The following is a 23,123-nucleotide window of genomic DNA, read 5'->3' on the forward strand; positions in this document are numbered from 1 at the left end:
AGTGGAAGTGGCAGAGATTCTGGCAAAGTTGCGAAACAGCGTCGCCAGCTCGAGATCCAAGTTGTGCGCGAGCCTGGCGTAGTTGGCGAGGTCTGTTTTCAGGCGCGAAGAAGAGACTCGAACGACCGAAACTCGATGATGTCGTCGTCTTGAACCGGGAAGGCTCAAACAAACTCATCGACCTCACCCGCAGCCTCGCCTCGATTCCCGTTACCGGCGAGAAAACCTCCAGGGTTGACGATGACGTCCTCAACCGCATCATCGCCGACCAAAGCGAACTTCAGCGGTTGTACAAGCGAGACCCTAAGGCGCTCCAGGCACTCGTAGAAACCGAGACCTCGGCCGCCGAGATCAAGGAACTGAAGAACCGTTGCGACGTCGTTAACACTATGCAATCGTGGCTCGACGACCACGAAGCGTTTGCCGAAGCGAAAAACGCGGCGGGTGGCGCTGAGAAGGCGTGGCAGAACCTTCTCGAAGCCAACCCATGGGCCCTCGGCGTTGGTCTCGGAGGTAGACTCTACACCACTTGGGACGAGGGAAAACTTGAGCAAACAGTTCGCGGAGCAAACCTGCACGCTTCCGGGAAACGCGCCGACGCCTTCTTAGTGTCCAACGGCCTGCTGCGTTCAGTGGCGCTGGCAGAGATTAAACACCCGGACACGCCTTTGCTGACATGGGACCAATACCGCAGTGATGTTTACGGGATCAGCCGCGATTTCTTCGGCGCAGTAGCCCAGGCCAAGAAACGGTTCTAGTCGCCAAAGAGAGCCACGCTAGCTGGATTGCCGAGAGGAACACCGAGGGAGGCAGCACTGGCGACGGTGCGAATTTGGTCGAGCCACGCTCGTTTTTGGTGATCGGCTACATGAGCGACTTGTGCAGCTCGCAAGGAAACCGGATTGACGCGAAGTTCCGTAGCTTTGAAAGTTTCCGCTCGAACCTTAAGTCACCGGAGGTGCTTACCTTTGACGAACTTGTCGAGCGGGCGCGGTGGAATGTGGAGCTTGCCGAGAAGCGAGAAGGCACGGAGACGGAGGTTCCTGACTTTGAGTTCTAAGACGAAGTTCCTCCTCGCGGCATTTGTTTGACTACTGTCGTGTAGCCGCGGATCTGATATAACTGGTCAGGGGTTTCGTGAAAGCCCCGAAGTCTTGATTCATCACCTTCTTGACTCATAGAGATATTCTGAACGCAAATTTTTCGCGCTAGCCAAACGCGCGATGATAGCGAACGGCCCCGCGGGGGTCTCGTGTCCAAAAGGCAGGACAGTGAAATACTCAGTCGGCGTGTCAGGAAAATACGGTCCTGGTATCTGCTTAAAGCCGAAGCGGCAGCAATATTCCGGCTCCTCTAAAATAACGGTGCCAGCAGCACCCGCCTGCTTTAACTGGTTTAGAGGGGCTTTGATGAGCGCACTGCCGATTCCATTTCCCTGCTGATCCGGCAAGCCTGATACGGGGCCAAGACCGAACCACCCTTCCGTAGAATCAAATGTGACTGGGGACGCTGCGATATGACCTACGCGGTGGTCGCCTTTATGCGCACCGAAACGAGGCTTCACCCGGGTAACAGATACACCACGCTAGTGGACGCAACCCTCGCGGACCGGGTCGAGCTACGAAACGGGTGCCGGAGCGCGGCAGTGACTTTCCAGATAAGCGTGGTGTCGTGGAACATTTCGGATGAGGCCGTGGAACACTGGGCGATAGGGGGTTGGGGTTGGAGCAGGTGGAGGAGTTTTTCGAACCCCCGCCGCTGGACACTAGGCTTTTCTAGAGGCCAGCGGTTTATTTGTTTTTATCGGACCGCGCAGTCTCGGATTTCTCTGAGGGCGCACGAGCCGCCTATCCCCACTCCGGGTTTGCGGTATCCACCCCTTGTGCCTTAGCTGCATGCTCAATCGCGTCTGCCAGCCACTGCGCCAACCCCTCCTGCTGAGTCTCATAGTGGGCACGGAAGCGTTCGTCAGCTACGTAGCCGCGCGAGATTAGGAAGTGCTTCGCTGGCGTGACGGGAAAGAAGGCGCTTAATGCTTCGCGGTGCTTTTCGACGATCCCCTGGGCCTCCTCCGACCCCGCAGCCACACCGCTCGCTACGGCCTGGGCCAGCTCTTTCTCTACCTCAGCCACTCCCGCCTGGGCATCGCTCCAGTTCTTCTCCGACCAGCCGGCAGTGCGCTGCTGATACATAGCCCAGTCCTCGCTCGATCCATAGGCCTCTTCGGCTTCTTGTTGATGCGCGGCGAAGTTAGCATCGCCGACAATCTGTCCGATTTCTTCCACAGTGAGCTTTCGGTTATCCATTGCATCCTCCATCAAGGTGTCAATCGCTGCCAGCATTTCAGTGAGGTTGTCGCGTTGAGCAAGCAAGCTTTGCCTTTGCCTCCGCAAATGTTCTATGTCTGAGGCACCGCCATCTAGCAGCTGTTTAATATCGGTCAATTTCATACCGGTGGCGCGGTAGATCAGAATCTTCTGCACACGGGCACAGTCCTGTTCGGTATAGAGCCGGTAATTGGACCAGCTGCGCCACGTGGGAGATAGCAAGCCTTGTGCCTCCCAGTGGTGCAAGGTGCGCACCGTAATGCGAAAAAGCGCTGCTACCTCGCCAACGGTATAAAGAACTTCATCGATGTCGTCCATGGCTACATTGTCGCGCCTAACGCCACGTCAGGGTCAACCTCAAAGAAAAATCTGCAGAAACTATTGCCAGAGTGTTGGGTTTATGCAACACTTGGGTGCATGACAGCAAACGACGCCCCAGTTTCAACAACGATCCGCGCCAAACGGTTCCGCCGTCCCGGCCCCACCCGTGGATTAATCGCGTCAATGTATGGCTGCGTAGCTGTATCCGTGATTTTCCTCATCCTCGCATTGGCACTTTCTTCTCACTGGGCACTGTTGGGAATGTCTATAACAATGGTGCTTTCTTGCATTCCATGGACCATTCTGCGGGTATCCATTGATTCCAAAGACCGCAAGCCGCTGTCCTCTCTTGATGAGTACGAGGCCCAGGTCCTCGACCAGTGGCGCCGCAGGGCCTTCAAGCTGTCTACTTCCCTGCTATTTGTCGGCGGTTTCGCCACGCTCCTCGTGGGAAATTGGTTTTTCGGAGGAGGGATTACCGGCACTATTGGTACCAAATACTTACTTGGGGCCGGCTATTTTCTGCTTTTTAGCTTCTTCATCTCTACCACCCTGCCCGCCGTCGGCTACGCACTAACCTTCAACCAGAACACGGAGCACTAATATGCCCACTTTGACCATTGACCACCTCAATAAATCCTTCGGGGAGACGCAAGCCCTGCGGGATATGACCTTTAGCGTTGGCGAGGGCGAAATCTTCGGGTTTGTCGGCTCCAACGGCGCCGGAAAGTCCACCACCATGCGCATTGCACTAGGTGTGCTGGCGAAAGACTCCGGCGAAGTCTACTTTGATGACGCCCCGATTAATGACGATAACCGCCGCCGCATTGGCTATATGCCGGAAGAGCGCGGCCTTTATGGCAAAGAGCCGCTGCTCAGCCAGTTGGTCTTCCTTGGCACGCTGCACGGTATGGACAAGTCTGCCGCCAAGCGCGCCGGCGCTGAGCTCCTTGAGCAGCTGGGCTTGGGCGAGCGCATGAACGATAAGCTCGATGACCTGTCTTTGGGCAACCAGCAGAGGGTGCAGCTGGCGGCCTCCCTTATCCATGATCCTGACATGCTGATTCTGGACGAGCCCTTCTCCGGCCTAGACCCGGTTGCGGTCAACGTCATGTCGGACATGCTGCGCGAGCGCGCCAATCGCGGCGTGCCCGTCATTTTCTCCTCGCACCAGTTGGACCTGGTGCAGCGCTTGTGTGACCGCGTGGGCATTGTGACGAAGGGGCATATGGTGGCTGAAGGGGGCGTCGATAAGCTGCGCAGCCAAGGCCCGCCTCGCTTCGAGGTCGCTACCCCAGCGCGCGGCTGGTACCCGGAAAGCACAGAGCTGGTGACAGAAACTGCCGATGCCGTAGTGCTCCAAGCCGATCCCGCCGTAGATGATCAGACAATCCTGCAGGCAGCCCTTGCCGCAGGCCCGGTGCATTCCTTCGGCCGCAAGATCCCAGACCTGACCGAGCTTTTCCAGGACGTCGTCACCAGCAACCAGAATGAGGAGGCCTAAGCCATGCAGTATTCTGCAATGAAGACCATCGGGGTTGTAGCCAAGCGTGAGATGGCAGTCGCACTGAAGTCGAAGATGGTAGTGGGCACAATGCTGCTACTCATCCTCGGCGCCATTATCGCACCCATTGCTATCAATTTCTTCAGCGGCGATGACGAACCGGATTCCGTAGCTATCGTGGGGATGGAAGCGTCTGCCTTTGATGATTCCGGTATCGATGCCACAGAGGCAAAAGACCGCGCGGAAGCCCAGCAATTGGTGGAAAATGACGAGGCCGATGCCGCCCTAGTACCGGCAGAGAACGACGGTTGGGATCTCCTCAGCAAGGGCGATACGCCTGCCGCGGTAACTACCACGGTCAACCAAATCGTTGCTTCTCAAGCACAAGCAACGGCGCTGGATAAGCTCAATATCGACCCGCAAGAGTTAGAAAAGGCTACCCCGTCCACCACGGTCAATCAGGTGAACCTAGAAGAAGAGGACGGCACTGAACAAAAGTTGGCCGGCGTTGCCACCGTCATGATCGGAGCCATGGTCGTAGTCTTTTCCGTCATGACTTTCGCTGGTCTGATTGGCGGCCGCGTCACCGAGGAAAAGTCCTCCCGCGTAGTGGAAATTATCCTATCTTCCGTGCGCCCAGCGGACTTCCTGGCCGGCAAGATTTTGGGCAATACCATCATCGGTTTCTTGGCCACCCTCCTCATCCTGGGCGGTGGCGCGATCTCGCTTGCTGCGTCCGGTTTGGCTAGTGACCTCGAGCTCGACTATGGCTTGGTAGCGGTCCTCCTTGTTGGCGAGATTCTAGGTCTGCTTTTCTTTGGCAGCCTCTACGCTGCAGCCGGCTCGATGGTGCAGCGCACCGAGGATCTCCAGTCCACGCAGACACCGATTCTGTTCCTTGTCTTTGCCACCATGTATGTACCGATGTTCGGCTGGATGCACCTGGATGCCACGTGGATGCAAGTCATGACCTGGTTGCCGCCGGTGTCCATGCTGGTCGCTCCGCTGCAGGTGGCCGGGGGCAACCTCAGCTGGTTGGGCTTGCTAGCTAGCTATGTGCTCATGGCTGTGGTGACCGCACTGATTATCGTGCTAGTCGGTCGCATCTACCGCCGCGCCATTTTGAATAATGGACGCAAAATGACCTGGCGCCAAGCCTTGGGCAAATAAAAATAATCCGGCTCCCCGCCGATTGTGCGGGAGCCGGATTCTTCTATGTGCCGAAGCTACTGAGTGATGAACTCATTGGTGATCGGCTGGGTGATGTCCAAGGTGCCGTGCTCGATGTAGTACATGCCGAGGAACATGGCTGCCAGCATCACTACGGATAGCAGCATGGAAGGAATCCACTGAAGGAATACTGGAACCCAGCCATTGCCCTTATCGCGAGCTGCTGCTTCGCGCTGTTCCTGAGCCTCACGCTCGTTCATAATGATAAAACCTTTCGATCCACCGAGGATTAACTACGGATATCTTAACAGTTAAGTGATTACAAGGCCGCATTCCTCGCACTTTTGATTGACGCCGAAGTCCGAACTCTAGATCCCCGGGTCCTCGTTATTAAGCAGCGCCTCTACGAAAGACTCGCGATCCGCGAGCATGCGCTCGATGTCTTCCTCCGCACCTACGATCCACAGCTCGGTGTCTTGGTCGTAGGTCAGCGCGGAGTCTGGGTACGCCTCTAACACCTCTTCCATTGCGGCGACTTGTTCTGCGCTAGCCGTATCCTCCAAGTGCGCCTCGGGGTCGCCGATTCGTGGGCTAAGCTCCTCCAGCGCGGTGATGCCGTAGGTTTTATATTGCTTTTTTGGGTGCTCAAAGAGCTCTTGGCCCATCATGGAGCTTAATCCTTTCCGTGTAGTAGTGAATCCGGCACATACCCCTCGTAGCCTGGCAGGTTAGTCACCTGCACAACTCCGGTGAAAAAGCGCTTAAGCGCCGGGATATCCTCGGGCTGCAAGTGATCAAAGACCATGCGCCGCACCGATTCCACGTGTTCGGGGGCGGCGCGGCGTAGGTGTTCTAAACCGGCGTGCGTTACGCACACATTGATACCGCGGGCATCGTCCTCGTCCGGTTCCTTAAACAATAGGCCGCGCTTTTCCATTCGGGTTACCTGGTGCGAGGCCCTAGAGCGGCCCCACTCTAGCTGCGTGCACAACTCACGCAGGCGCAGGCGCTGTTCGGGCGCCTCTGAAAGAGCGACCAAGACGGCAAACTCGGAGGCAGAGACTTCCCCGCCGGCTTTCAGCGTTTCATCCATTCCCCTATCTATTTTGCGCACAGCGGCAAGCAACAGGCGCCATAGCTCCTGTTCTTCGTCGTTTAACCAGCGAGTTTGATAAGGCATGGGGCCTAGATTACCCCTTTGAGGGAAGCTATGTCGCGCTCGTCGCGTCCCGGCACCCGAGAGTAGCGCTCCGGCATGCAGGTAAAGACCAATACCTGATTGTCCCGGCCGACATGGGAAAAGAGCGTGGCCATAAGTTGCAGACGGTGCGCGTCAGTAGAACCCAGCGCATCGTCGACGATGACCGGTACCGACTCCGCCCCCACTAATTGCACAATGGCAAAGCGGGTGAGGATGGCCAATTGCTCGCGGGCACCACCAGAAAGACTAGCCAAACTTACCGTCTCATTGTCCTGAGTGCGAGCGATCACACGTAGATCTTCATCCAGCTCAAAGGTGATTTCTCCACCATAAACGGTGCGCGCCAACTGTGAGAGCGCAGCCACGAAGGGCGCGGCGTAGCGCTGGCGGGCGGCATCGCGGTGCTTGAGCAATATTTCGCGCAGGTAACGGGCTGCTTGGGCGCGCTTGTCGACGCTCTCGTACACCGCCCGAGCCATATCTACCGCCGCGGTGGCCTGCTGTGCGCGCTCGGCGGCACCGGAGTGGAAGTTCACCTCGCTAGAGAGCCGGCCGAGGTCCACCTCGCAGCGCTGTATGCGTTCGGTGAGGTAATCCAGATGGGATTGCGCGCCTTCCACCAAGGAGTTGGCGGTCTTAAGGTCCACAGCTTCCATCTGATCCAGTTGCCCACGCAGGTCCGCCACTACGGATTCTAGGCGGATGACCTCGGCACGCAGGTCCTCGTCGGCGGCGCGTTCACGCGCAGAGGAAAGGTCTCGAGTCACGCGCTGCGCATTTTCGCGGGCGGCCTCCAGCTCGGCATCTAGGCGCACCACCTCGTGAGCAAGGCGGCTTTCGCGATACGGCATAAGCTCACGGTCGAGCGCATCGACTTTTTCGCTCGCGGCTTCCTCTGCGGCTTCGGCGGCAGGAAGGTCTACCTCGGCGGTATCTTCAAGGTCCGCGACCTTTTCAGCCAGCGCGGAATGCTGGGAGCGCAAGCCGGCCAAGTCATCTGGACCCAGCTCGGCACTAAGCGCACGGGTAGCGGCATCGAGGGCATCGTTCTGCGCACGGTGCGTCTCATGAGCTTCTTCAGCCACAGCTACTGAACCTACGCCCAGATTATCGAGCAGCTCGTGCAGCCGGGTGCGGGCCTGTTCCACATCGCGCTGGGTGTCCTCCGCGGAATAGGAACCGGCCGAGAAGCGGGCGGTGATATCGCCGATGGTGATTACGCGGGAATCGACAAGCTCGACGGCGGTGTCCTCCCCCACCTCGATGTCCTCGCCATCGACGCGAATGGTAGAACCCGCCGGCCCAGAAAAATGTACCTTGGCGGCCGCGGCCTCGTGCAGGCGCTTGGCCACCGACAGCGCTGAGTCCGCCTTATGCAAACCGGTGATATCGGCCGCCGTCACCTCGCGGCCGCGCTGCGCAACGACGGCGCGGGCTTGATCCGCCTCGGCGGCAAGGGCGTCAAGCGATTCCAGCCGCGCGCTGAGCTGCTCAAACTTCTGCTTATCTTGCTGGCGGCGCGCTTGCTTAAGTGCGCTACGGGCCGCGGCATAGTCCTCTTTGGCCTCCGCTAGTTGCTTCTCCAGCGAGTCTTTGGCCGCGGCTTCTTCTTTCGCCTTGTCTTGAGCGGCGGTGAGCTTGTGCTGGGCCGCCTCGGTGGCCACGGCAGCTTCCTCGGCGGCGGTGACGAGCTCGGCGCGCTCGGTGACTGCGGATTGCGCACGAGCGAGATCGTCCGTGGCACGCTCAAGCGCGGCTTTATGGGAGTCCAGCTTGGCCTGCGCGGTCGCGGCTTCCTCGGCCCGCGACTGCTTGTCAGTGAGATCGGCCTGCGCAGCGGGAAGTTCGGATTGGGCGGCGGCTTGGTCGCGCTCGAGTTGCTCATAGCGCTCGACCACGGAGTCGAGCTCACGCAGTACGCGGGTAGCCTCTGCGTATTCTTCTTCGGCGCGGGACAGGGCTTCGGCAGATTCTTTGTACTCGCCGGCCGGATTCCCCTTCGCCGCGGTGAAGTAGCGCTGGTATTCCTTGTCCACGCGGGCCAAGAGCGCGGAATCATCGCCGGAGACCTCTTCTTCGGCAAGACCCGATTCGCGCTCTAAGGCGCGGGTGAGGCTAGGAATGCCGACGGCAGAAATGGCCTCGCCGGTGTCGTCTTGGCGCATAAAGAGGGCATCGACAAGCGAGCGATCCAAGTGCTCTGAAAGGATACGCTCCAGTTCATCGTCGGCCTGACTGCCGGTAAATTGCGCCGGCCGTGGTGCAGTGACATTAAGCTCGCACGACTTCTTAGATAGCCAGCGTTTGGCAATGCGGAAGCGGTACTCCCCTACGCTCAGCTCGGCCGTAACTTCCGGGGCAACGTCCTTGCCCACCGGCTGCAGGGCGCGAATTCGCTTGGAGCGGCCGCTATGTTTTTCGGTGAGCACCACGTCAAGCGCCTCCACGATGGTGGACTTGCCTGCCTCGTTCTCGCCGTGGATGACCACGACGCCGGTCTCAGGCAGCTCATCGAGGGCCAAGTGCTCAATACCGCGGACATTGGTGAGTTCTAGGCGGTGTATGCGCATTAGGACTGTCCCTCCAGGCGGAATAGCAGGTTGGCGGCATCGCGGGCGACGGGATCCTCACGGTTATCCAATAGTTCATGCAGCGCCTCGGCCGCGTAGCCGGAAATATCGAGGCTGGCCAATTCTTCTTCGCTGGGTTCCAGGTAAAGGTCCATGGTGCGCTCACGCGGACGCAGGGACGCAAACACAGCCTCGTACTCATCCAATCCGCGCTGCAGGCGGGCATGCGCCTCGACCCCGAGCGTACCGCGCAGACTATATTTCACGGCCGTGCGCACCTTATCCGGGTACTCGCCCAGGCGCGCGAGGAAGCGCTCCACGTCTTCGGCGGAGTCCACGGCAGCGTCGAGGGCTTCAAAGGTCCAGCGGCCGATGCGGCGCTTCTCGACGTCCACCTCATCCCCCACGCGCACCACCAGCGCATTGCCGGAATCAGATTCGCCGCCGCCAGTACTCGTTTCCTTATAGTCCGTGGTCTCCGGGCTACCAGAGAACCACACTCGGCCGGTGGTGCCGAGGCTCGCAGTGGAGTGGGTATCACCGAGCGCTAGGTAGTCGATGACCCCGCGGTCCAGGCAGTCCTCGACGAAGGCAAGGTCAATGGTATCGGCGTCATCCTCGCCGGAGCGGGAATCCACCTGGCCGTGGCCGACGGCGATGCGAATGCCCGCAGCCGGCTCCAACGGTTCGAGCGCTTGGCGGACCAAGTCGTGGTTCGCGCGCTTGGACAGGTACGGCGCACCGACCAACTCCACGCCGGGTGCGACCTCGATGGGCTCCGAGTCTGCTATGACGTGGACATTGTCCGCGCTGGCCTTATAAAAGACCGAATCCGCCACCAGCGGGTCGTGGTTGCCGGGCAGGACATAGACCGGCACCGGCAGGCGCTTGAACGTCTCCGTGGCGCGGGCGAGCATTTCGCGCGAGAGGGAATTATGCTCAAAGACGTCGCCGGCCACGATGATGAACTCCGCGCCGGTGTCCTCAGCCAGTTCTCCTAGCCGCACGATTGCGGCCTCGCGATCATCGTTAAAGCGGCCCTGGGCCTCACCCTTCAAAAACCACCGGGTCATGCCCAGCTGAAAATCGGAGGTATGGATAAACGTGGTAACAGTCATTAGTGCGAGAGGTGATAGTAGAGGTCTTCAATATCGGATACCGCGCGCAGGAGATCCAGATTGGTGTGTGAAACCGAGCGCATGGCCTTGCGCAACAGGTCCGGATCGGAGTCATCGATGGCTGGGGCTATCTTGGGCTGCGGCAGCTTCGGCAGCTCGCGGCCGTTCCAGAAGATGTCATTCTTTTCTTCCTCGGACAGGTCGCTCGGGGTAAAGCTTTCGCGGCTGACCGTCTTGGCCTGCTCTAAGACCATGCGCTCGAGACGGACAAAATCCAGACCACGCATATTAAAGATGACGGCTGGGTCCGCATCAGCACGGGTGGCGAGCTTATCGCCCACCGCCACGATGTGCTTGCACACGTACTCGCCGTCTGGGCAGTCGCAGGTCAGGCGGAGGTCTTCGGCTTCGGGGGCGAAGAGGGTGTCCAGGGCGGCGTCGGAAAGCATGCCCTTGCGCGCATTGGCCACAGAATTGGGGGTGCGGGCGAACTCGGTGGCCAGCTGGGCAATATCATCGTTATTGCGGTACGGCAGCTGGATGAGCACCGCAAAGGGCTCATTCTGGGAGCCAGCCACGCGGCCGTGGATGGCGCCGTTGCGCACCTCGAGGCCTACGACGTGTCCGCCCTCGGCATACTGACGGCCGCGGGTAATCCGGCCGCGGTCCGCACCGTGGGAGGTAAAGGCCGCGATTCGCGAAGCCGTAGTGGACAGGATGCGCCCGCTGCGGTCGACGTGATTGACTTCGGCCGGGGTGCTTACCCGCTTACGGGTTCCAAAATTGGCATAGATGACGTTGTCGTCGCCTTTGACGGCCATGGATTACTCCCTCCCCCGGTAGCTCATGAGTGCGGCCAGCTGATCTGGGTCCAGCTCGGTGAGCCAGCCCTCGCCTTCGCCCACCACGGCGCCGGCCAGCTGCGTCTTACCGTCCAAGATATCCTGGATGGATTCCTCCAGCGTACCTGCGGTGATCATCTTATATACCTGCACATTGCGACGCTGGCCAATACGGAAGGCACGGTCCGTCGCCTGGTTTTCCACCGCCGGATTCCACCAGCGGTCCATGTGCACGACGATAGAGGCGGCCGTCAGGTTCAGACCGGTGCCGCCGGCTTTGAGCGAAAGGATCATCGCCGGCGGTCCGTCCTCGGACTGGAAATCTTCCACCATCTGGTCGCGCTTATTCTTGGTTACCCCGCCGTGGAGGAAGGGGATATCGCGGCCCAGCTGGTCACTCAGATAGGGCTGCAGGATATCTCCAAAGGCCTTGTACTGGGTAAAGACGAGGAATCGCTCGCCGGATTCGGTGGCCTCGTCCACGATGCGCATGAGCTCTTTGACCTTGCCGGAGCGATGCTTGCCCTTCAGCGTCACCGATGAGTTATCGCCCAGGTAATGCGCGGGGTGATTACAAATCTGCTTAATGCGGGTTAGCGAGGCCAGCACCAAACCGCGCTTATTGATGCCCGTAGCCTCCTGCAGGTCCTTCTTTACCTGGTTGACCAGTGCCTTATACAGGGCAGCCTGCTCGGTGGTCATGGATACGGTGAGGATCTGCTCGGACTTTTCCGGCAAGTCATCGATGATATTCGGGTCCGTCTTGACGCGGCGGAGGATAAACGGCGCGGTGAGCTGGCGGAGGCGCTCAGACATCTCCTCGTCATTATTGCGCTCGATGGCCTTGGCAAAGTGATTGCGGAAAAACGAGGCGGTGCCCAGCACTCCGGGATTGCAAAAATCCAGGATGGAGCGCATCTCGGAGAGTCGGTTTTCCACCGGGGTGCCGGTCAGCGCCACGCGGTGCTCTGAGGGCAGCGAGCGCACGGCCTTGGACGAGCGAGTCGCGGAGTTCTTGATGGCCTGGGCCTCATCGAGAACAACGCGCTGCCAGGCCACCTCGCCCATGTCATTAAAGTCGCGGCCCACGGTGCCATAGGTGGTGATGACGAGGTCGCACTCGCTGGCCTCCTTAAAAAAGTCCTCGCCGCGCGGGCGGCTCGAGCCGTGCTGCACCATGACCTTAAAATCTGGAACGAAGCGCTGAGCCTCGCGGGCCCAGTTGCCCACCACGGACGTTGGTGCCACCACGAGCGTGGGGCCGGTCTGCTCGCCGCGCTCCTTCTCCACTGCAAGGAGGGAGAGTAGTTGGAGGGTTTTGCCGAGGCCCATGTCGTCGGCAAGCACGGCACCAATGCCACTGCGCGACATCCAATATAGCCAGTCGACGCCGCGGCGTTGGTACTCGCGCAGCTCCGCATGTACGGATGCGGGAATCTCCACGCGCTCTGGGGCAACCTTATCCACCCCGCCGAGCAGCGCCGTGTGCCAGGTGCTGCCGGTGAACTCGATGGGCTCTTGGGTCATGGACTCTAGCGCCAGCTCGCGCAGTTCGGCCACGGTGACCTGTTCGTGCTCCTCGCCGCCCTCGTTGAATTCTTGGCGGCGGCGCTCCACGTCCGCCATCAGGGCTTCCCCCCCTGGCTGGTCGAGCTGCTTGGCCATTTCCGCGGAGGCAGCTAGCTGCTCGAGCTCCTTCTTCTTGCGCGCGATGGACTTCTGCTTCAGCGCGTCCATATAACCGGAGACTTGGGAGACCACCTGCTTATCGGCCATGACCCACTTGCCGCGCAGCTGGATGAGGCCGGACTTGGAATTGACCAAGTCCTCCATCTCTTCCTCAGTCAGTTCCACATCGCCCACGGACATGCGCCAGTTATAGTCCACCAGCTTATTCATGCCGATGTGCTTCTTCGTGGCGGCTTCAGCCGGATCGCGGGCCTCGTGGGTTTCCAGCTTGGCCTTAGTTTCCATCTGGGCCCACGCCTTGGGCAGCATGACGGTCACGCCGCTGGCCTTGAGCTTATCCACCTCGTGGGTAATAAAATGAGTGAGCTGGTGGGTTTCAAGGTAGACGTCCCAGTCGCCGTCGCCAGGCTGCGGCAGCTGCGCGGTCTCCCCCAGCGTGGGTGCGATGCGCACGGCTTTGCGGTGGGCCTCGCGCAGCTTTTCCACACTCGCCCTATCCAAACTCTGCGCCGACACCGGCCGCGGAGAATCCGTGCCCGAGCGTACCCGCACGCGCACCGGCCACTTGGCTGCATCCGGGTCATCGTCAAGCGGTTCCTCCACGATGTAGACCAGCTGGAGTTCTACCTCGTAAATGGAATTCTTCCATTCATTGAGCCCGCGCAAAAGCTGCGCGCGTCCACGCCGGATCGGCCGCGTATCGAGCAACGCGCGGGCGAATTCGTGCCATGGCATTGGCCGCGGTGCTTCCGCCACCGGCCGCAGCTCGCGGAAGGCAATCCAATGCGTCAGCTCATCGGCCATATCATCCGACAGCGCCCGATTATTCACGTGCAAGATGCCCGGCGCAGCTGCCATCATCTCCGCAAGCCATCCGCGCTCACCCAGGCCGGAGGCCAGCTGCCACATGGGGAACCACTCATTGGCTTCGTAAGCAAGCCGGAAGGTCACGCGCCCGGCGCGCACGAACTTGCACAGCCCACTGTAAGCATGGATCAGCCATTGGAGATCCGGCGCGATGGTGGCGGGCGGCTTGTGATTCAGGTGTTCCATTTGAGCAAGCGCCGCCACAGCCTCTTCTGGGCCGAACATTGCCATCGGCACCATCAAGGACACATCCTTACCCTTGGGCGTGCGCAGCGATACCCGAGCTCGGTTGCGGAAGGATTTCTTCGCCAAGATGGACTCCACCGCTGGCGGGAAGGTGCCCTCAGGAACGGCGTTGGGCATGACAATCTTGTGCCCTTCTACCTGTTCAATCCATAGACTAAGTCCCGTAACGGGGAGCCACAGTCCATGCACGAGGTAAGAAGCCATAGCCGCCAGCATAGCAGCCCTTCCCATTTTGTTACATGCTCGTTATGTTCCCCCCTTTTCCCAGTTGAACGATAGAAAATCCATACGGAGACATGCGCCACACCTGTATTCTCGCTTGGGTTAACCTTGTGACCTCGTTAACGTGGGTATGTCCTACAGATCACTACAAGGAGTAATGTCCTACAGATCACTACAAGGAGTAAAACGTGCAAGATTCAACTTGGTACGTCATTGCGATGATCGTGTACCTCTTCGCAATGGCAGCCATTGGCTATTGGAGCTACAAACAAACCGACCAATATGACGATTATGTTTTGGGCGGCCGTGGCCTGCACCCATTCGTAGCGGCTCTTTCTGCTGGCGCATCCGATATGTCCGGCTGGCTACTGATGGGCCTGCCCGGCGCCCTATTCCTTTCCGGTATGTCCGAGCTGTGGATGGCCATCGGCCTGCTCGTCGGTTGCTGGGCTAACTGGAAGTGGGTCGCACCCCGCCTGCGTTCTTACTCAGAAATCGCGGCCAACTCCATCACCGTGCCGTCCTTCTTTGAAAACCGCCTGCACGATAAGTCCCGCCTGCTGCGCATCATCTCCGCGGCCATCATTATCTTCTTCTTTACCTTCTACGTCTCCTCGGGCATGGTTTCCGGTGGCCGCTACTTCGAGTCCACCTTCGGTGGTGACTACCTCACCGGTATGCTCGTCATCGCTGCGGTGACCATCTTCTACACCTTCGTCGGCGGCTTTTTGGCGGTGTCTTATACGGACGTCGTCCAGGGCGTTCTTATGTTCGTCGCCCTGATGATCGTGCCGATTATGGCCATTGTCTCTCTCAGCGATCCGTCTTCGATCTTCACGTTTGCCGCAGATAATCCTTATGGCACCGATGGCGTAGTGGAAAATGACAGCTACTTCTCTATGTTCGCGGGCGTTTCCGCTGGCGTCATCATCGGCAACCTGGCTTGGGGCCTGGGCTACTTTGGCCAGCCGCACATCGTGGTCCGCTTCATGGCGCTGCGTAAGCCTTCCGACGCCAGCCAAGGCCGCTTCTACGGCGTAACTTGGATGGGACTATCCGTCATCGGCGCTATCTTCGTCGCCCTATCCGGCACCGTTTACTTCACCCAGACCGGCCACAGCATCACCGACCAGGAAAACTTTGAAACCATCTTCCTGGATATGGCGCAGGCCATGATGCACCCACTGCCCGCAGGCTTCGTCCTGACCGCGGTTCTAGCCGCCATTATGTCCACCATGTCGTCCCAGATGCTCGTCGTCTCTACTTCCCTCATCGAGGACCTCTTCCTCATCTTTGCCAAGAAGAAGCCAGGCGAGCAGGTCCTCATCAACCTCTCCCGCACCGCCATCGTAGCTATCGCGGTCATTGCCGCCCTGCTGGCAATCAACCCATCTGACTCCATTTTGGGTCTGGTTGGATTCGCTTGGGCAGGCTTCGGCTCTGCCTTCGGCCCGATCATCTTGCTCTCCCTGTACTGGAAGCGCCTCAACTCCGCCGGTGCGATTGCCGGCATGCTTACCGGTGCCATCGTTGCTATTGGCTGGGGTATGTCTCCGCTTTCCGACGTCCTCTATGAAATCGTCCCAGGCTTCTTCCTGGCCCTCATCGTGGCAGTTATTGTCGCCAAGCTCACCAAGGAGCCTAAGCCAGAGGTTGTGGCCGAATTTGAAGAGTCCACCAAGCTGGCCAAGCTCGTGGAAAATAACTCCAACCTCGACTTCGAGGAAGCAGCAGAGAAGGTCACCGATAAATAGTCGGAACCAACGCGGACTCCGCGCAGTCCAATAGGACATGAAGTCCTATTACCTGGCCGCGCTATCATGCGTCACCGTCCTTATCGGCGCATGGTATGCGTGGCCTTTTCCACGTTTTGATGTAGCTACCCTCCCAGCCCGGCCCGAGGCCACCGGCTACAACCGCGAAGACTTCGGCATTTGGCAGCCCCACGGTGCCTGCACCACACGCGAGATCATTCTAGAAAGCCAGGCCAGCGATCCCCTCCACGGCTGCCATGCCCGTAGCGGAACTCTCTATGACCCTTATAGTGGCACCACTATTCCTGCTACCTCACCCATTGAGATCGACCACATTTTTCCCCTCTCCGCGGCCTATGACATGGGTGCTTCCGAGTGGGACCGCGAAACCAAGGTCCGCTTTGGCAACGATCCGCTCAACCTCGTAGCCACCAGCCGTGAGCTCAACCAAGAAAAGTCAGATTCCCTCCCTGCGGAATGGCTTCCCCCGGCCAACCGTTGCGACTACTCGCGCCGCCTCGCCGACATCGCCCGCAAGTACTCCCTTCCTCTACCCTCCAAGGATGTACGCGCGATGCAAAGGCAATGTCGGTTAGCCCTCCTGACTGGAAATTGATTAGGGTTGACGTGGCAACTTTCCGCGATTGAAGGGTTCTTTCAATGACTTCTTTCCTTGTATTCCTCCACGTGGCCGCGGCCATCCTCTTGATTGGCCCGGTGTGTGTATCCACTTCCTCCTACCAGACCCAAATGGCGAAGGCAGCACAAGGTGACCAAGCAGCCCTTGGCTCCGCCCGCGTCCTGCATAACATCACTAATACCTACGGCTATATTTCTGCCATCGTGCCTATCCTGGGCCTCGGCGTATTCCTTTCCGATATCGACGCCTACAAGTCCGCGGTCAATTTCCACATCGCTATCCTCGTGGCCATCATCGCGTGGTGCCTGTTGTTCTTCGTTATTCTGCCTAAGCAGAAGAAGGCAATGGCCGCCCTCGAGTCCACTGAATCCTTCGACTACGCGGCAGCAAAGAAGCCACTGTCCGCATTCGGCGGCGTGTTCAACCTGCTGTGGATTGTCTGCCTTATCCTGATGTACGTCAACTTCTAAGTGGCCTTCTAAGAAGCCATTTATTCCTCTGGGACAGTGTCTTCACTGTCCCTTTTCTCGTTTTTGAGCTCCTCCTTCAACTTTTGTGCATCTTCGTGCGCATTTTCTCGATGCCGCCGCGTCGCCTGCGCCACCGTCTGTGCCCACCGCCGGTTCTTCGGTGCAAGAGGACCGCTAGCCTCGTCATAGACCCAAGTGGAATCCTCAAAGAGCCAGACGACGTCCCCGCTAATCGGGTCCTTAATATAGAAGGCTCGTCCATCGGTCTTTATGTTGTGGTGGTGTTGACAAAGGCAGGTCAAATTTGCTGCAGAGGTAGGACCCCCTTCGGCAAAATCGTGTCGATGGTCCATCTGGGAAGCCATCGCCGGCCGCGTACATCCAGGCCACCGGCAGGTTCCATCGAGCCCTTCCACAAAGGCACGGATATGCGGCGGTGTGACGTAGTTTCCGCTTTCATCCTCCGCTGCTGCATCCATGTCGCGCACGGTCGTGGCGCGCGACTGCATGTCATCCGCAACCTCCGGCGAAACCCAACCCAGGTTTTGGACGAAAGCAGGCGCATCCGGCAGGTCGCAGCGGTACATATTAAGCACCACTTTTGCCTTGGCCTCAGCCGCGCCAGTAAGCAACTCGACCGCCGCTTGCGCCAAAGGAATGTCCTTCTCCGCGGCCACACCGCGAATATTTCGGTCGATGATTTCGGCAGTCTCTAAGCCCACGTCGAGACAAACGGCGGCCCACTCCCCGCCCGTGGGCTCCAGGTGATAAGTCTCTTTGCGCCGCGGGTCGCGTGCGGCGATGGTTGGATCAAGGCGGACAATGAGCTCCCGCAGCTTTCGCCGCAGGTTGCGATGGGACGGTAATTTTTGGTTGGGGCGTTTGGGGGTGAGGTAGGTGGTTAATTCGGCGTCGATAAGCAGGCATTGTTCGGTACCAATCTCGCCCAACTTGGACAGCGTCTGGTCAATAGTAATTAACCGGTCTAAATCTAAGTGATAAAGCTCTTCCTGCCGGGCTTTAAGGCGCGGCAGCTCCTGTAATCGCTCAAAGGCGAAAATAATATTTCTAATTCGGGACTGCCGCGTTCCAGTGAGATCCGACAGTGATTGGCTAATTATTTCGATATCATCATCCGGGTCTGGATGCAGGCGCTTCCATAGGAGGTATTCGGCTTTGCGGATGTCTGTAGCTGCTTATGAGGTGGAATTTGCTGGATTGGTATTGGCAAAGTAAGGCGCATTCATGGACTTCCCCCGCAGAAGTTTCTCTAGAACATGTTTGCGCTTTCAGTATACAAAACCCCTCCGACACCCTACCCCCGTTTATAGTAAAACCACAGGTCAAAGGGCGCGAAAAAATGGGCCTCCGAAGAGGCCCATTGAGTCGAAAATGCTAGTCGCGCCAGCGTCCACCGCGCTTGCGTCCGCCGCCGTGATCACGGCGTGGCGGGCGGCCGGTGTCCTTTTGAATCTTGATCAGCTGGCCGGAAATGCGGGTATCCTTCAGTCGGTCCAGTACTGCCGGGTCAAGGTTCTTTGGCAGGTCAACCAGGGTATGGCCCACTGCGATGGTGATACGGCCGAAGTCCTTGGCAGACAGGCCACCCTCGTTGGCAATAGCACCCACGATGGCTCCCGGGCGCACATTTTGCCGCTTGCCGACGTCCAGTCGGTACGTCTCAAAGTCTCCGTCCGGCCGCTTAGGACCACGGCCCTTGCCGCCGCCCTTGAAATCGCGCTTGCGATCGTCGCGGCGGTCGCGGTCGCGCTTCGGCTTCGGCAGGGGCTTGTCTTCCATCAGGAAGTTCTTGCCGCCTTGAAGCATGACAGCGAGGGCCGCGGCAATGTCATCCATGGCCGCGTTATTGTCCTCGGAGTACTTGCGCACCAGGGTGCGGAAGAAGTCCGCCTGCTTATTGTCCATGGAGTTGGTAATGGACTGCGCGAACTTTTCCTTGCGCTTTTCATTGACTTCATCGACGGACGGCAGGTCCATCTCTTCCAGACGGGCGTTGGTCACGCGCTCGATGGAGCGCAGCATGCGACGCTCGCGCGGGGTGACGAACAGGATGGCTTCGCCAGAGCGGCCCGCGCGGCCGGTGCGGCCGATGCGGTGCACGTAGGACTCGGTATCGTTCGGGATATCGAAGTTGACCACGTGCGTGATGCGCTCGACGTCGAGGCCACGGGCGGCGACGTCGGTAGCCACGAGGATGTCTAGGCGGCCATCCTTGAGCTGATCGACGGTGCGCTCACGCTGCGCCTGCGCAATATCGCCGTTGATGGCGGCGGCGTTGAAACCGCGGTCACGCAGGGTCTGGGCTACCTCTTCGGTCTCGTGCTTGGTGCGGCAAAAGACGATAATGGCGTCGTAATTGATGACCTCAAGGATGCGGGTGAAGGCATCCATCTTTGCGCGGTGCGGAATGAGGAGGAAGCGCTGCGTGATGTTGTCATTGGTGCGGCGCTCGGACTTCACCGTGACCTCAGCGGGGTTATCGAGGTACTGCTTAGAGAGGCGCCGGATAGCGTTCGGCATCGTGGCCGAGAAAAGCGCCACCTGCTTGCGGTCCGGGGTGTCCTCCAAGATGCGCTCGACGTCTTCTTGGAAGCCCATGTTCAGCATCTCATCGGCCTCATCGAGGACGAGGAACTGCAGCTGGGACAGGTCCAGCGAGCCCTTCTCTAGGTGGTCGATGACGCGACCCGGGGTGCCCACGATGACCTGCGCACCGCGGCGCAGACCGGATAGCTGAATGCCGTAGGCTTGGCCGCCGTAGATAGGCAGCACCTCGACGCCTTTGAGAGACTCGGCGAAAGATTGGAAGGAGTCCGCCACCTGCAGGGCCAGCTCGCGGGTTGGGGCGAGCACGAGTGCCTGCGGATGGCGGGCCTTGGTGTCAATCTGTGACAGAACCGGCAGCGCGAAGGCTGCGGTTTTGCCGGTACCGGTCTGGGCAAGGCCGACTACGTCGCGGCCTTCCATCAAGATCGGGATGGTTTCTTCCTGAATGGGGGACGGCTTGGTGAAGCCTACTTTCGCAACGGCCTCCAGAATTTTCTCTGGCAGGCCAAGATGCGCGAACCCCTGGGAGTTGTCGTTGGCTGAATCTTGGGACTCAGCGCCGGTGTCCTCAGAAGTATTCGCAGCCCTGGTGTCCTTGGTGACACCTTGCGAGTTGTCCTGAGATTCCGACTTATTAAAATCTTCCGGCTCGTTGACGCCGCCGGTGGCGTTATCGGTAATGCTCATTGCTTCACCAACCCTACGCGATTGCCGCCCCAAACTCCATATCCTAAGCGCCCGCGACGAAAGTGCGGTAGCTCAGCGGCATGCCCGGGCGGTAGGCCAAGTGCACGGCGCTGGGGGCGTCGAGCACGTGCAGGTCCGCTGCGGCGCCCTCCACAATGGTGCCCTTAGCAGGGCGGCCCTGCGGGTCGAGGCCATTGCCAACGTTGTGGCGGCGCAGGGCGGTCGCCCCACCGGTGGTGGCGGCGTGAATGGCCTCATCGACGGAGAGGTGTTGCTGCAGGACCGCGGTGGTCACGCAGTAGTTCATCGAGGAGGTATAGGACGTGCCAGGGTTGAGGTTGGAGGCAATGGCGAGGGTGGCGCCGGCGTCGAGAAGCTTGCGGCCTGGGGCGAGCGGCTCGCGAGTCGACAGGTCACAGGCCGGCAGCATGGTGGCTACGGTATCGGAATTGGCCAGCAGCTCGACATCCTCGTCGCTCAAGTGATTAACGTGGTCTACCGAGGCGGCGCCCAGTTCGACGGCTAGGGCCACGCCCGGGCCCTCGCCCAGCTGGTTGCCGTGCACACGCAGGCCAAGGCCCAACTTCTTACCGGCTTCCAGCACGCGGCGGGATTGTTCCTCGTTGAAGGCACCGCGCTCACAGAAGACGTCGATCCACTGCACATAGGGGGCAACGCCTTCGAGCATGGGGCCAACGACCTCATCGAGATACTCCTCCGCGTCCGCTCCCGGCGGGACCAGGTGCGCGCCCAAGAAGGTCACGTCATCGACGTGGCGGGAGGCTACCTTGGCGGCCTCCACCTCGGACTCGGTGTTAAGGCCGTAGCCGGTCTTGGTCTCGAAGGTGGTGGTGCCACCGCGGCGGCCGGCGGCTACGCGGTCCGCCACCAGCTTGTCCAGGCGGTCGGTACCGGCTTGGCGGGTGGCGTCCATGGTCACCGCGATGCCGCCTGCTTCATAGGAACCGCCGGAGATGCGGGCCTCGAATTCGGCGGAGCGGTCACCATCGAAGACCATGTGGGTGTGCGAATCTACCCAGCCGGGCAGGACGGCACGGCCGCCCAGGTCCACCTTTTCGTCGGCCGCCGGCGCCTCGGAGGCTGGGCCGACCCAGGCGATGGTGCCGGATTGGGCGATAATTGCGGCGTCGTTAAGCGTGCCGCGCTCGCTGACCGTACGGAGTTCTGAAATGCCGGTAAAAAGTGTGCTCATCTAGTCCCTTGCCTTGAATTCCATTGGAATGCGGACGCCGCGTTCGTCGGCGACCTCCTTCGCGCGAGTGTAGCCGGAATCGACGTGGCGGATAACGCCCATGCCCGGGTCATTGGTGAGCACCGCGCGCAACTTGGCCGCGGCGAGCTCGGTGCCGTCTGCAACGGTGACCTGGCCTGCGTGGATGGAGCGGCCCATACCCACGCCACCGCCGTGGTGGAGGGAAACCCAGGTAGCGCCGGAAGATACGGCAGTCATGGCATTGAGCAGCGGCCAGTCAGCCACGGCATCGGTGCCATCGAGCATGGCCTCGGTTTCGCGGTATGGGGATGCCACGGAGCCAGAATCCAGGTGATCGCGGCCGATGACGATCGGCGCCTTGATCTTGCCCTCGCGCACAAGGTCGTTGAAGAGCAGGCCGGCCTTGTGGCGCTCGTTGTAGCCCAGCCAGCAAATGCGTGCTGGCAGGCCCTCGAACTCGACGTACTCTTCGGCGGCATCGAGCCAGTTGTGCAGGTGCTCGTTGTCTGGGAAAAGCTCCTTGAGCGCCTGGTCGGTGACCTTGATGTCCTCTGGGTCGCCGGAGAGCGCGGCCCAGCGGAAGGGGCCTAGGCCCTCGCAGAAGAGCGGGCGGATATAGGCCGGAACGAAGCCAGGGAACTCGAAGGCGCGCTGGTAGCCGGCCTTGCGAGCCTCATCGCGGATGGAGTTGCCGTAGTCAAAGACCTCGGCGCCCTCATCCTGGAATTCGACCATGGCCTGGACCTGAGCGGCCATGGATTCGCGGGCCTTCTTGGTAAAGGTGGTTGGGTCTGCCTTGGCCTCGTTATGCCAGTCCTCCACGGTGATTTCAGAAGGCAGGTAGGACAGCGGATCGTGTGCGGAGGTCTGATCGGTGACGATGTCGACGGTAAATTCCCCGGCGCGCTGGCGGCGCAAAACCTCTGGGAAGACCTCGGCGGCGTTGCCTACCAGGCCGACAGACAGGGCCTTCTTGTTTTCCTTGGCATCCAGGACCAGCTTGAGGGCCTCATCGAGGTCGGTGACCACCTCATCGAGGTAGCGCTTATGCTGGCGGCGCTTGAGACGAGTCTCGTCCACGTCCACGATGAGGCAGGCGCCGCCGTTGAGGGTGACAGACAGCGGCTGTGCGCCGCCCATGCCACCGCAGCCGCCGGTCAGGGTGAAAGTACCGGCCAGGCTGCCGCCAAAGCGCTTCTTAGCCACGGCCGCAAAGGTCTCGAAGGTGCCCTGCAGGATGCCCTGGGTGGCGATGTAGATCCAAGAGCCGGCCGTCATCTGGCCGTACATCATCAGGCCTTCATCCTCGAGCTTGCGGAAGTGCTCCCAGTTAGCCCAGTCTCCCACCAGGTTGGAGTTAGCAATAAGTACACGCGGTGCCCACTCATTGGTCTTCCAGATGCCCACCGGCTTGCCGGACTGCACCAGCAGGGTTTCATCAGATTCCAGATCCTTAAGGGATTCTACGATGGCATCAAAAGCTTCCCAGCTGCGCGCTGCACGGCCGGTGCCGCCGTAGACCACGAGGTCCTCGGGGCGCTCGGCAACCTCGGGGTCGAGGTTATTCATGAGCATGCGCAAGGGCGCTTCGGTCTGCCAAGACTTGGCGGACAATTCGGTTCCGCGCGGCGCGCGTACTTCGCGTGGTTGAGACATGGCTTCCTTTCGTCGTGCTTTTCGACACCCTCCCAAG

The 23,123-nt window shown here is 59.8% G+C and carries 21 protein-coding genes; 8 read left to right on the forward strand and 13 right to left on the reverse strand.

The features are described 5' to 3' along the window. Positions 1-149 precede the first annotated feature (149 nt). Entirely contained in the window at positions 150-758 is a 609-nt protein-coding gene (locus QP934_RS01230; protein ID WP_337887239.1) for a Shedu anti-phage system protein SduA domain-containing protein, read from the forward strand. Positions 759-832: 74 nt separating this feature from the next. Beyond that, positions 833-1,060 carry a Shedu anti-phage system protein SduA domain-containing protein gene (locus tag QP934_RS01235; protein WP_337887238.1) on the forward strand — a complete coding sequence of 76 codons (228 nt, stop codon included), beginning with the start codon at positions 833-835 and terminating at the stop codon, positions 1,058-1,060. A 102-nt stretch (positions 1,061-1,162) separates the two neighbouring features. On the opposite strand, the gene QP934_RS01240 is transcribed toward QP934_RS01235, so the two are convergent. Both QP934_RS01240 and QP934_RS01245 read right to left on the reverse strand, forming a co-directional pair. Further along, positions 1,163-1,564 carry an N-acetyltransferase gene (locus QP934_RS01240; RefSeq protein ID WP_349819239.1) on the reverse strand — a complete coding sequence of 134 codons (402 nt, stop codon included), beginning with the start codon at positions 1,562-1,564 and terminating at the stop codon, positions 1,163-1,165. A 283-nt stretch (positions 1,565-1,847) separates the two neighbouring features. Next, positions 1,848-2,645: a MerR family transcriptional regulator gene (locus QP934_RS01245; RefSeq protein WP_337887237.1), complete on the reverse strand. Its 798-nt coding sequence runs from the start codon at positions 2,643-2,645 to the stop codon at positions 1,848-1,850. 99 nt (positions 2,646-2,744) lie between these two features. On the opposite strand from QP934_RS01245, the gene QP934_RS01250 reads away from it, so the two are divergent. Genes QP934_RS01250 through QP934_RS01260 form a run of 3 tightly spaced genes read left to right on the forward strand, consistent with a single transcriptional unit; the run spans position 2,745 to position 5,322 of the window. Next, the gene (locus QP934_RS01250; RefSeq protein ID WP_419126581.1) at positions 2,745-3,251 is read left to right on the forward strand and encodes a hypothetical protein; all 507 of its coding nucleotides are present in this window, start codon (positions 2,745-2,747) and stop codon (positions 3,249-3,251) included. 1 nt (position 3,252) lies between these two features. Next, entirely contained in the window at positions 3,253-4,152 is a 900-nt protein-coding gene (locus QP934_RS01255; protein WP_337887235.1) for an ATP-binding cassette domain-containing protein, read from the forward strand. Between the two features lie 3 nt (positions 4,153-4,155). After that, complete coding sequence (locus QP934_RS01260) at positions 4,156-5,322, forward strand: ABC transporter permease (protein ID WP_284838925.1); 1,167 nt, start codon at positions 4,156-4,158, stop codon at positions 5,320-5,322. 56 nt (positions 5,323-5,378) lie between these two features. Here the strand turns inward: QP934_RS01260 and QP934_RS01265 are convergent, their stop codons facing one another. The 7 genes from QP934_RS01265 to QP934_RS01295 all read right to left on the reverse strand — a co-directional run bounded on the left by QP934_RS01265 (position 5,379) and on the right by QP934_RS01295 (position 14,071). After that, on the reverse strand, positions 5,379-5,582 hold the full coding sequence (locus tag QP934_RS01265; RefSeq protein WP_239272888.1) for a hypothetical protein: 204 nt from the start codon (positions 5,580-5,582) through the stop codon (positions 5,379-5,381). A 108-nt stretch (positions 5,583-5,690) separates the two neighbouring features. After that, positions 5,691-5,990 carry a molecular chaperone GrpE gene (locus tag QP934_RS01270; RefSeq protein ID WP_419126582.1) on the reverse strand — a complete coding sequence of 100 codons (300 nt, stop codon included), beginning with the start codon at positions 5,988-5,990 and terminating at the stop codon, positions 5,691-5,693. 5 nt (positions 5,991-5,995) lie between these two features. Beyond that, positions 5,996-6,502, reverse strand: coding sequence for a MarR family winged helix-turn-helix transcriptional regulator (locus tag QP934_RS01275; protein WP_419126583.1), 507 nt, complete (start codon positions 6,500-6,502; stop codon positions 5,996-5,998). 5 nt (positions 6,503-6,507) lie between these two features. Then, complete coding sequence (locus QP934_RS01280) at positions 6,508-9,093, reverse strand: AAA family ATPase (RefSeq protein WP_419126584.1); 2,586 nt, start codon at positions 9,091-9,093, stop codon at positions 6,508-6,510. Continuing rightward, positions 9,093-10,211 carry a metallophosphoesterase family protein gene (locus QP934_RS01285; protein ID WP_419126585.1) on the reverse strand — a complete coding sequence of 373 codons (1,119 nt, stop codon included), beginning with the start codon at positions 10,209-10,211 and terminating at the stop codon, positions 9,093-9,095. Before QP934_RS01285 ends, QP934_RS01280 begins: the two co-directional genes overlap by 1 nt. Next, a complete protein-coding gene (locus QP934_RS01290; RefSeq protein WP_408926931.1) occupies positions 10,211-11,032 on the reverse strand; it encodes an SWIM zinc finger family protein in 822 nt (273 codons plus the stop codon). Before QP934_RS01290 ends, QP934_RS01285 begins: the two co-directional genes overlap by 1 nt. A gap of 3 nt (positions 11,033-11,035) precedes the next feature. Beyond that, a complete protein-coding gene (locus QP934_RS01295; RefSeq protein WP_419126653.1) occupies positions 11,036-14,071 on the reverse strand; it encodes a DEAD/DEAH box helicase in 3,036 nt (1,011 codons plus the stop codon). Positions 14,072-14,265: 194 nt separating this feature from the next. Here QP934_RS01295 and putP point away from each other — a divergent pair, with 194 nt between their 5' ends. From putP to QP934_RS01310, 3 genes are read left to right on the forward strand one after another with little or no spacing between them, the layout of a single operon-like run. After that, positions 14,266-15,831, forward strand: coding sequence for a sodium/proline symporter PutP (gene putP, locus QP934_RS01300; protein WP_269953355.1), 1,566 nt, complete (start codon positions 14,266-14,268; stop codon positions 15,829-15,831). A gap of 37 nt (positions 15,832-15,868) precedes the next feature. Then, positions 15,869-16,447 carry an HNH endonuclease family protein gene (locus QP934_RS01305; RefSeq protein ID WP_419126586.1) on the forward strand — a complete coding sequence of 193 codons (579 nt, stop codon included), beginning with the start codon at positions 15,869-15,871 and terminating at the stop codon, positions 16,445-16,447. A gap of 44 nt (positions 16,448-16,491) precedes the next feature. Continuing rightward, positions 16,492-16,941 (forward strand): DUF2269 domain-containing protein, encoded by a 450-nt coding sequence (locus tag QP934_RS01310; RefSeq protein ID WP_419126587.1) that lies wholly within the window; start codon positions 16,492-16,494, stop codon positions 16,939-16,941. Between the two features lie 20 nt (positions 16,942-16,961). Here the strand turns inward: QP934_RS01310 and QP934_RS01315 are convergent, their stop codons facing one another. The 4 genes from QP934_RS01315 to hutU form a co-directional block, all read right to left on the reverse strand. Then, entirely contained in the window at positions 16,962-17,891 is a 930-nt protein-coding gene (locus QP934_RS01315) for an HNH endonuclease signature motif containing protein (protein WP_419126588.1), read from the reverse strand. A gap of 445 nt (positions 17,892-18,336) precedes the next feature. Beyond that, entirely contained in the window at positions 18,337-20,196 is a 1,860-nt protein-coding gene (locus tag QP934_RS01320; RefSeq protein WP_419126589.1) for a DEAD/DEAH box helicase, read from the reverse strand. A gap of 43 nt (positions 20,197-20,239) precedes the next feature. Beyond that, positions 20,240-21,409, reverse strand: coding sequence for an imidazolonepropionase (hutI, locus tag QP934_RS01325; protein ID WP_419126590.1), 1,170 nt, complete (start codon positions 21,407-21,409; stop codon positions 20,240-20,242). Next, entirely contained in the window at positions 21,410-23,086 is a 1,677-nt protein-coding gene (gene hutU / locus QP934_RS01330; protein ID WP_337887227.1) for a urocanate hydratase, read from the reverse strand. Between the last annotated feature and the right edge of the window lie 37 nt (positions 23,087-23,123).

The sequence above is a fragment of the Corynebacterium sp. MSK122 genome, assembly GCF_030229435.2.
Classification (GTDB): Bacteria; Actinomycetota; Actinomycetes; order Mycobacteriales; family Mycobacteriaceae; genus Corynebacterium; species Corynebacterium marquesiae.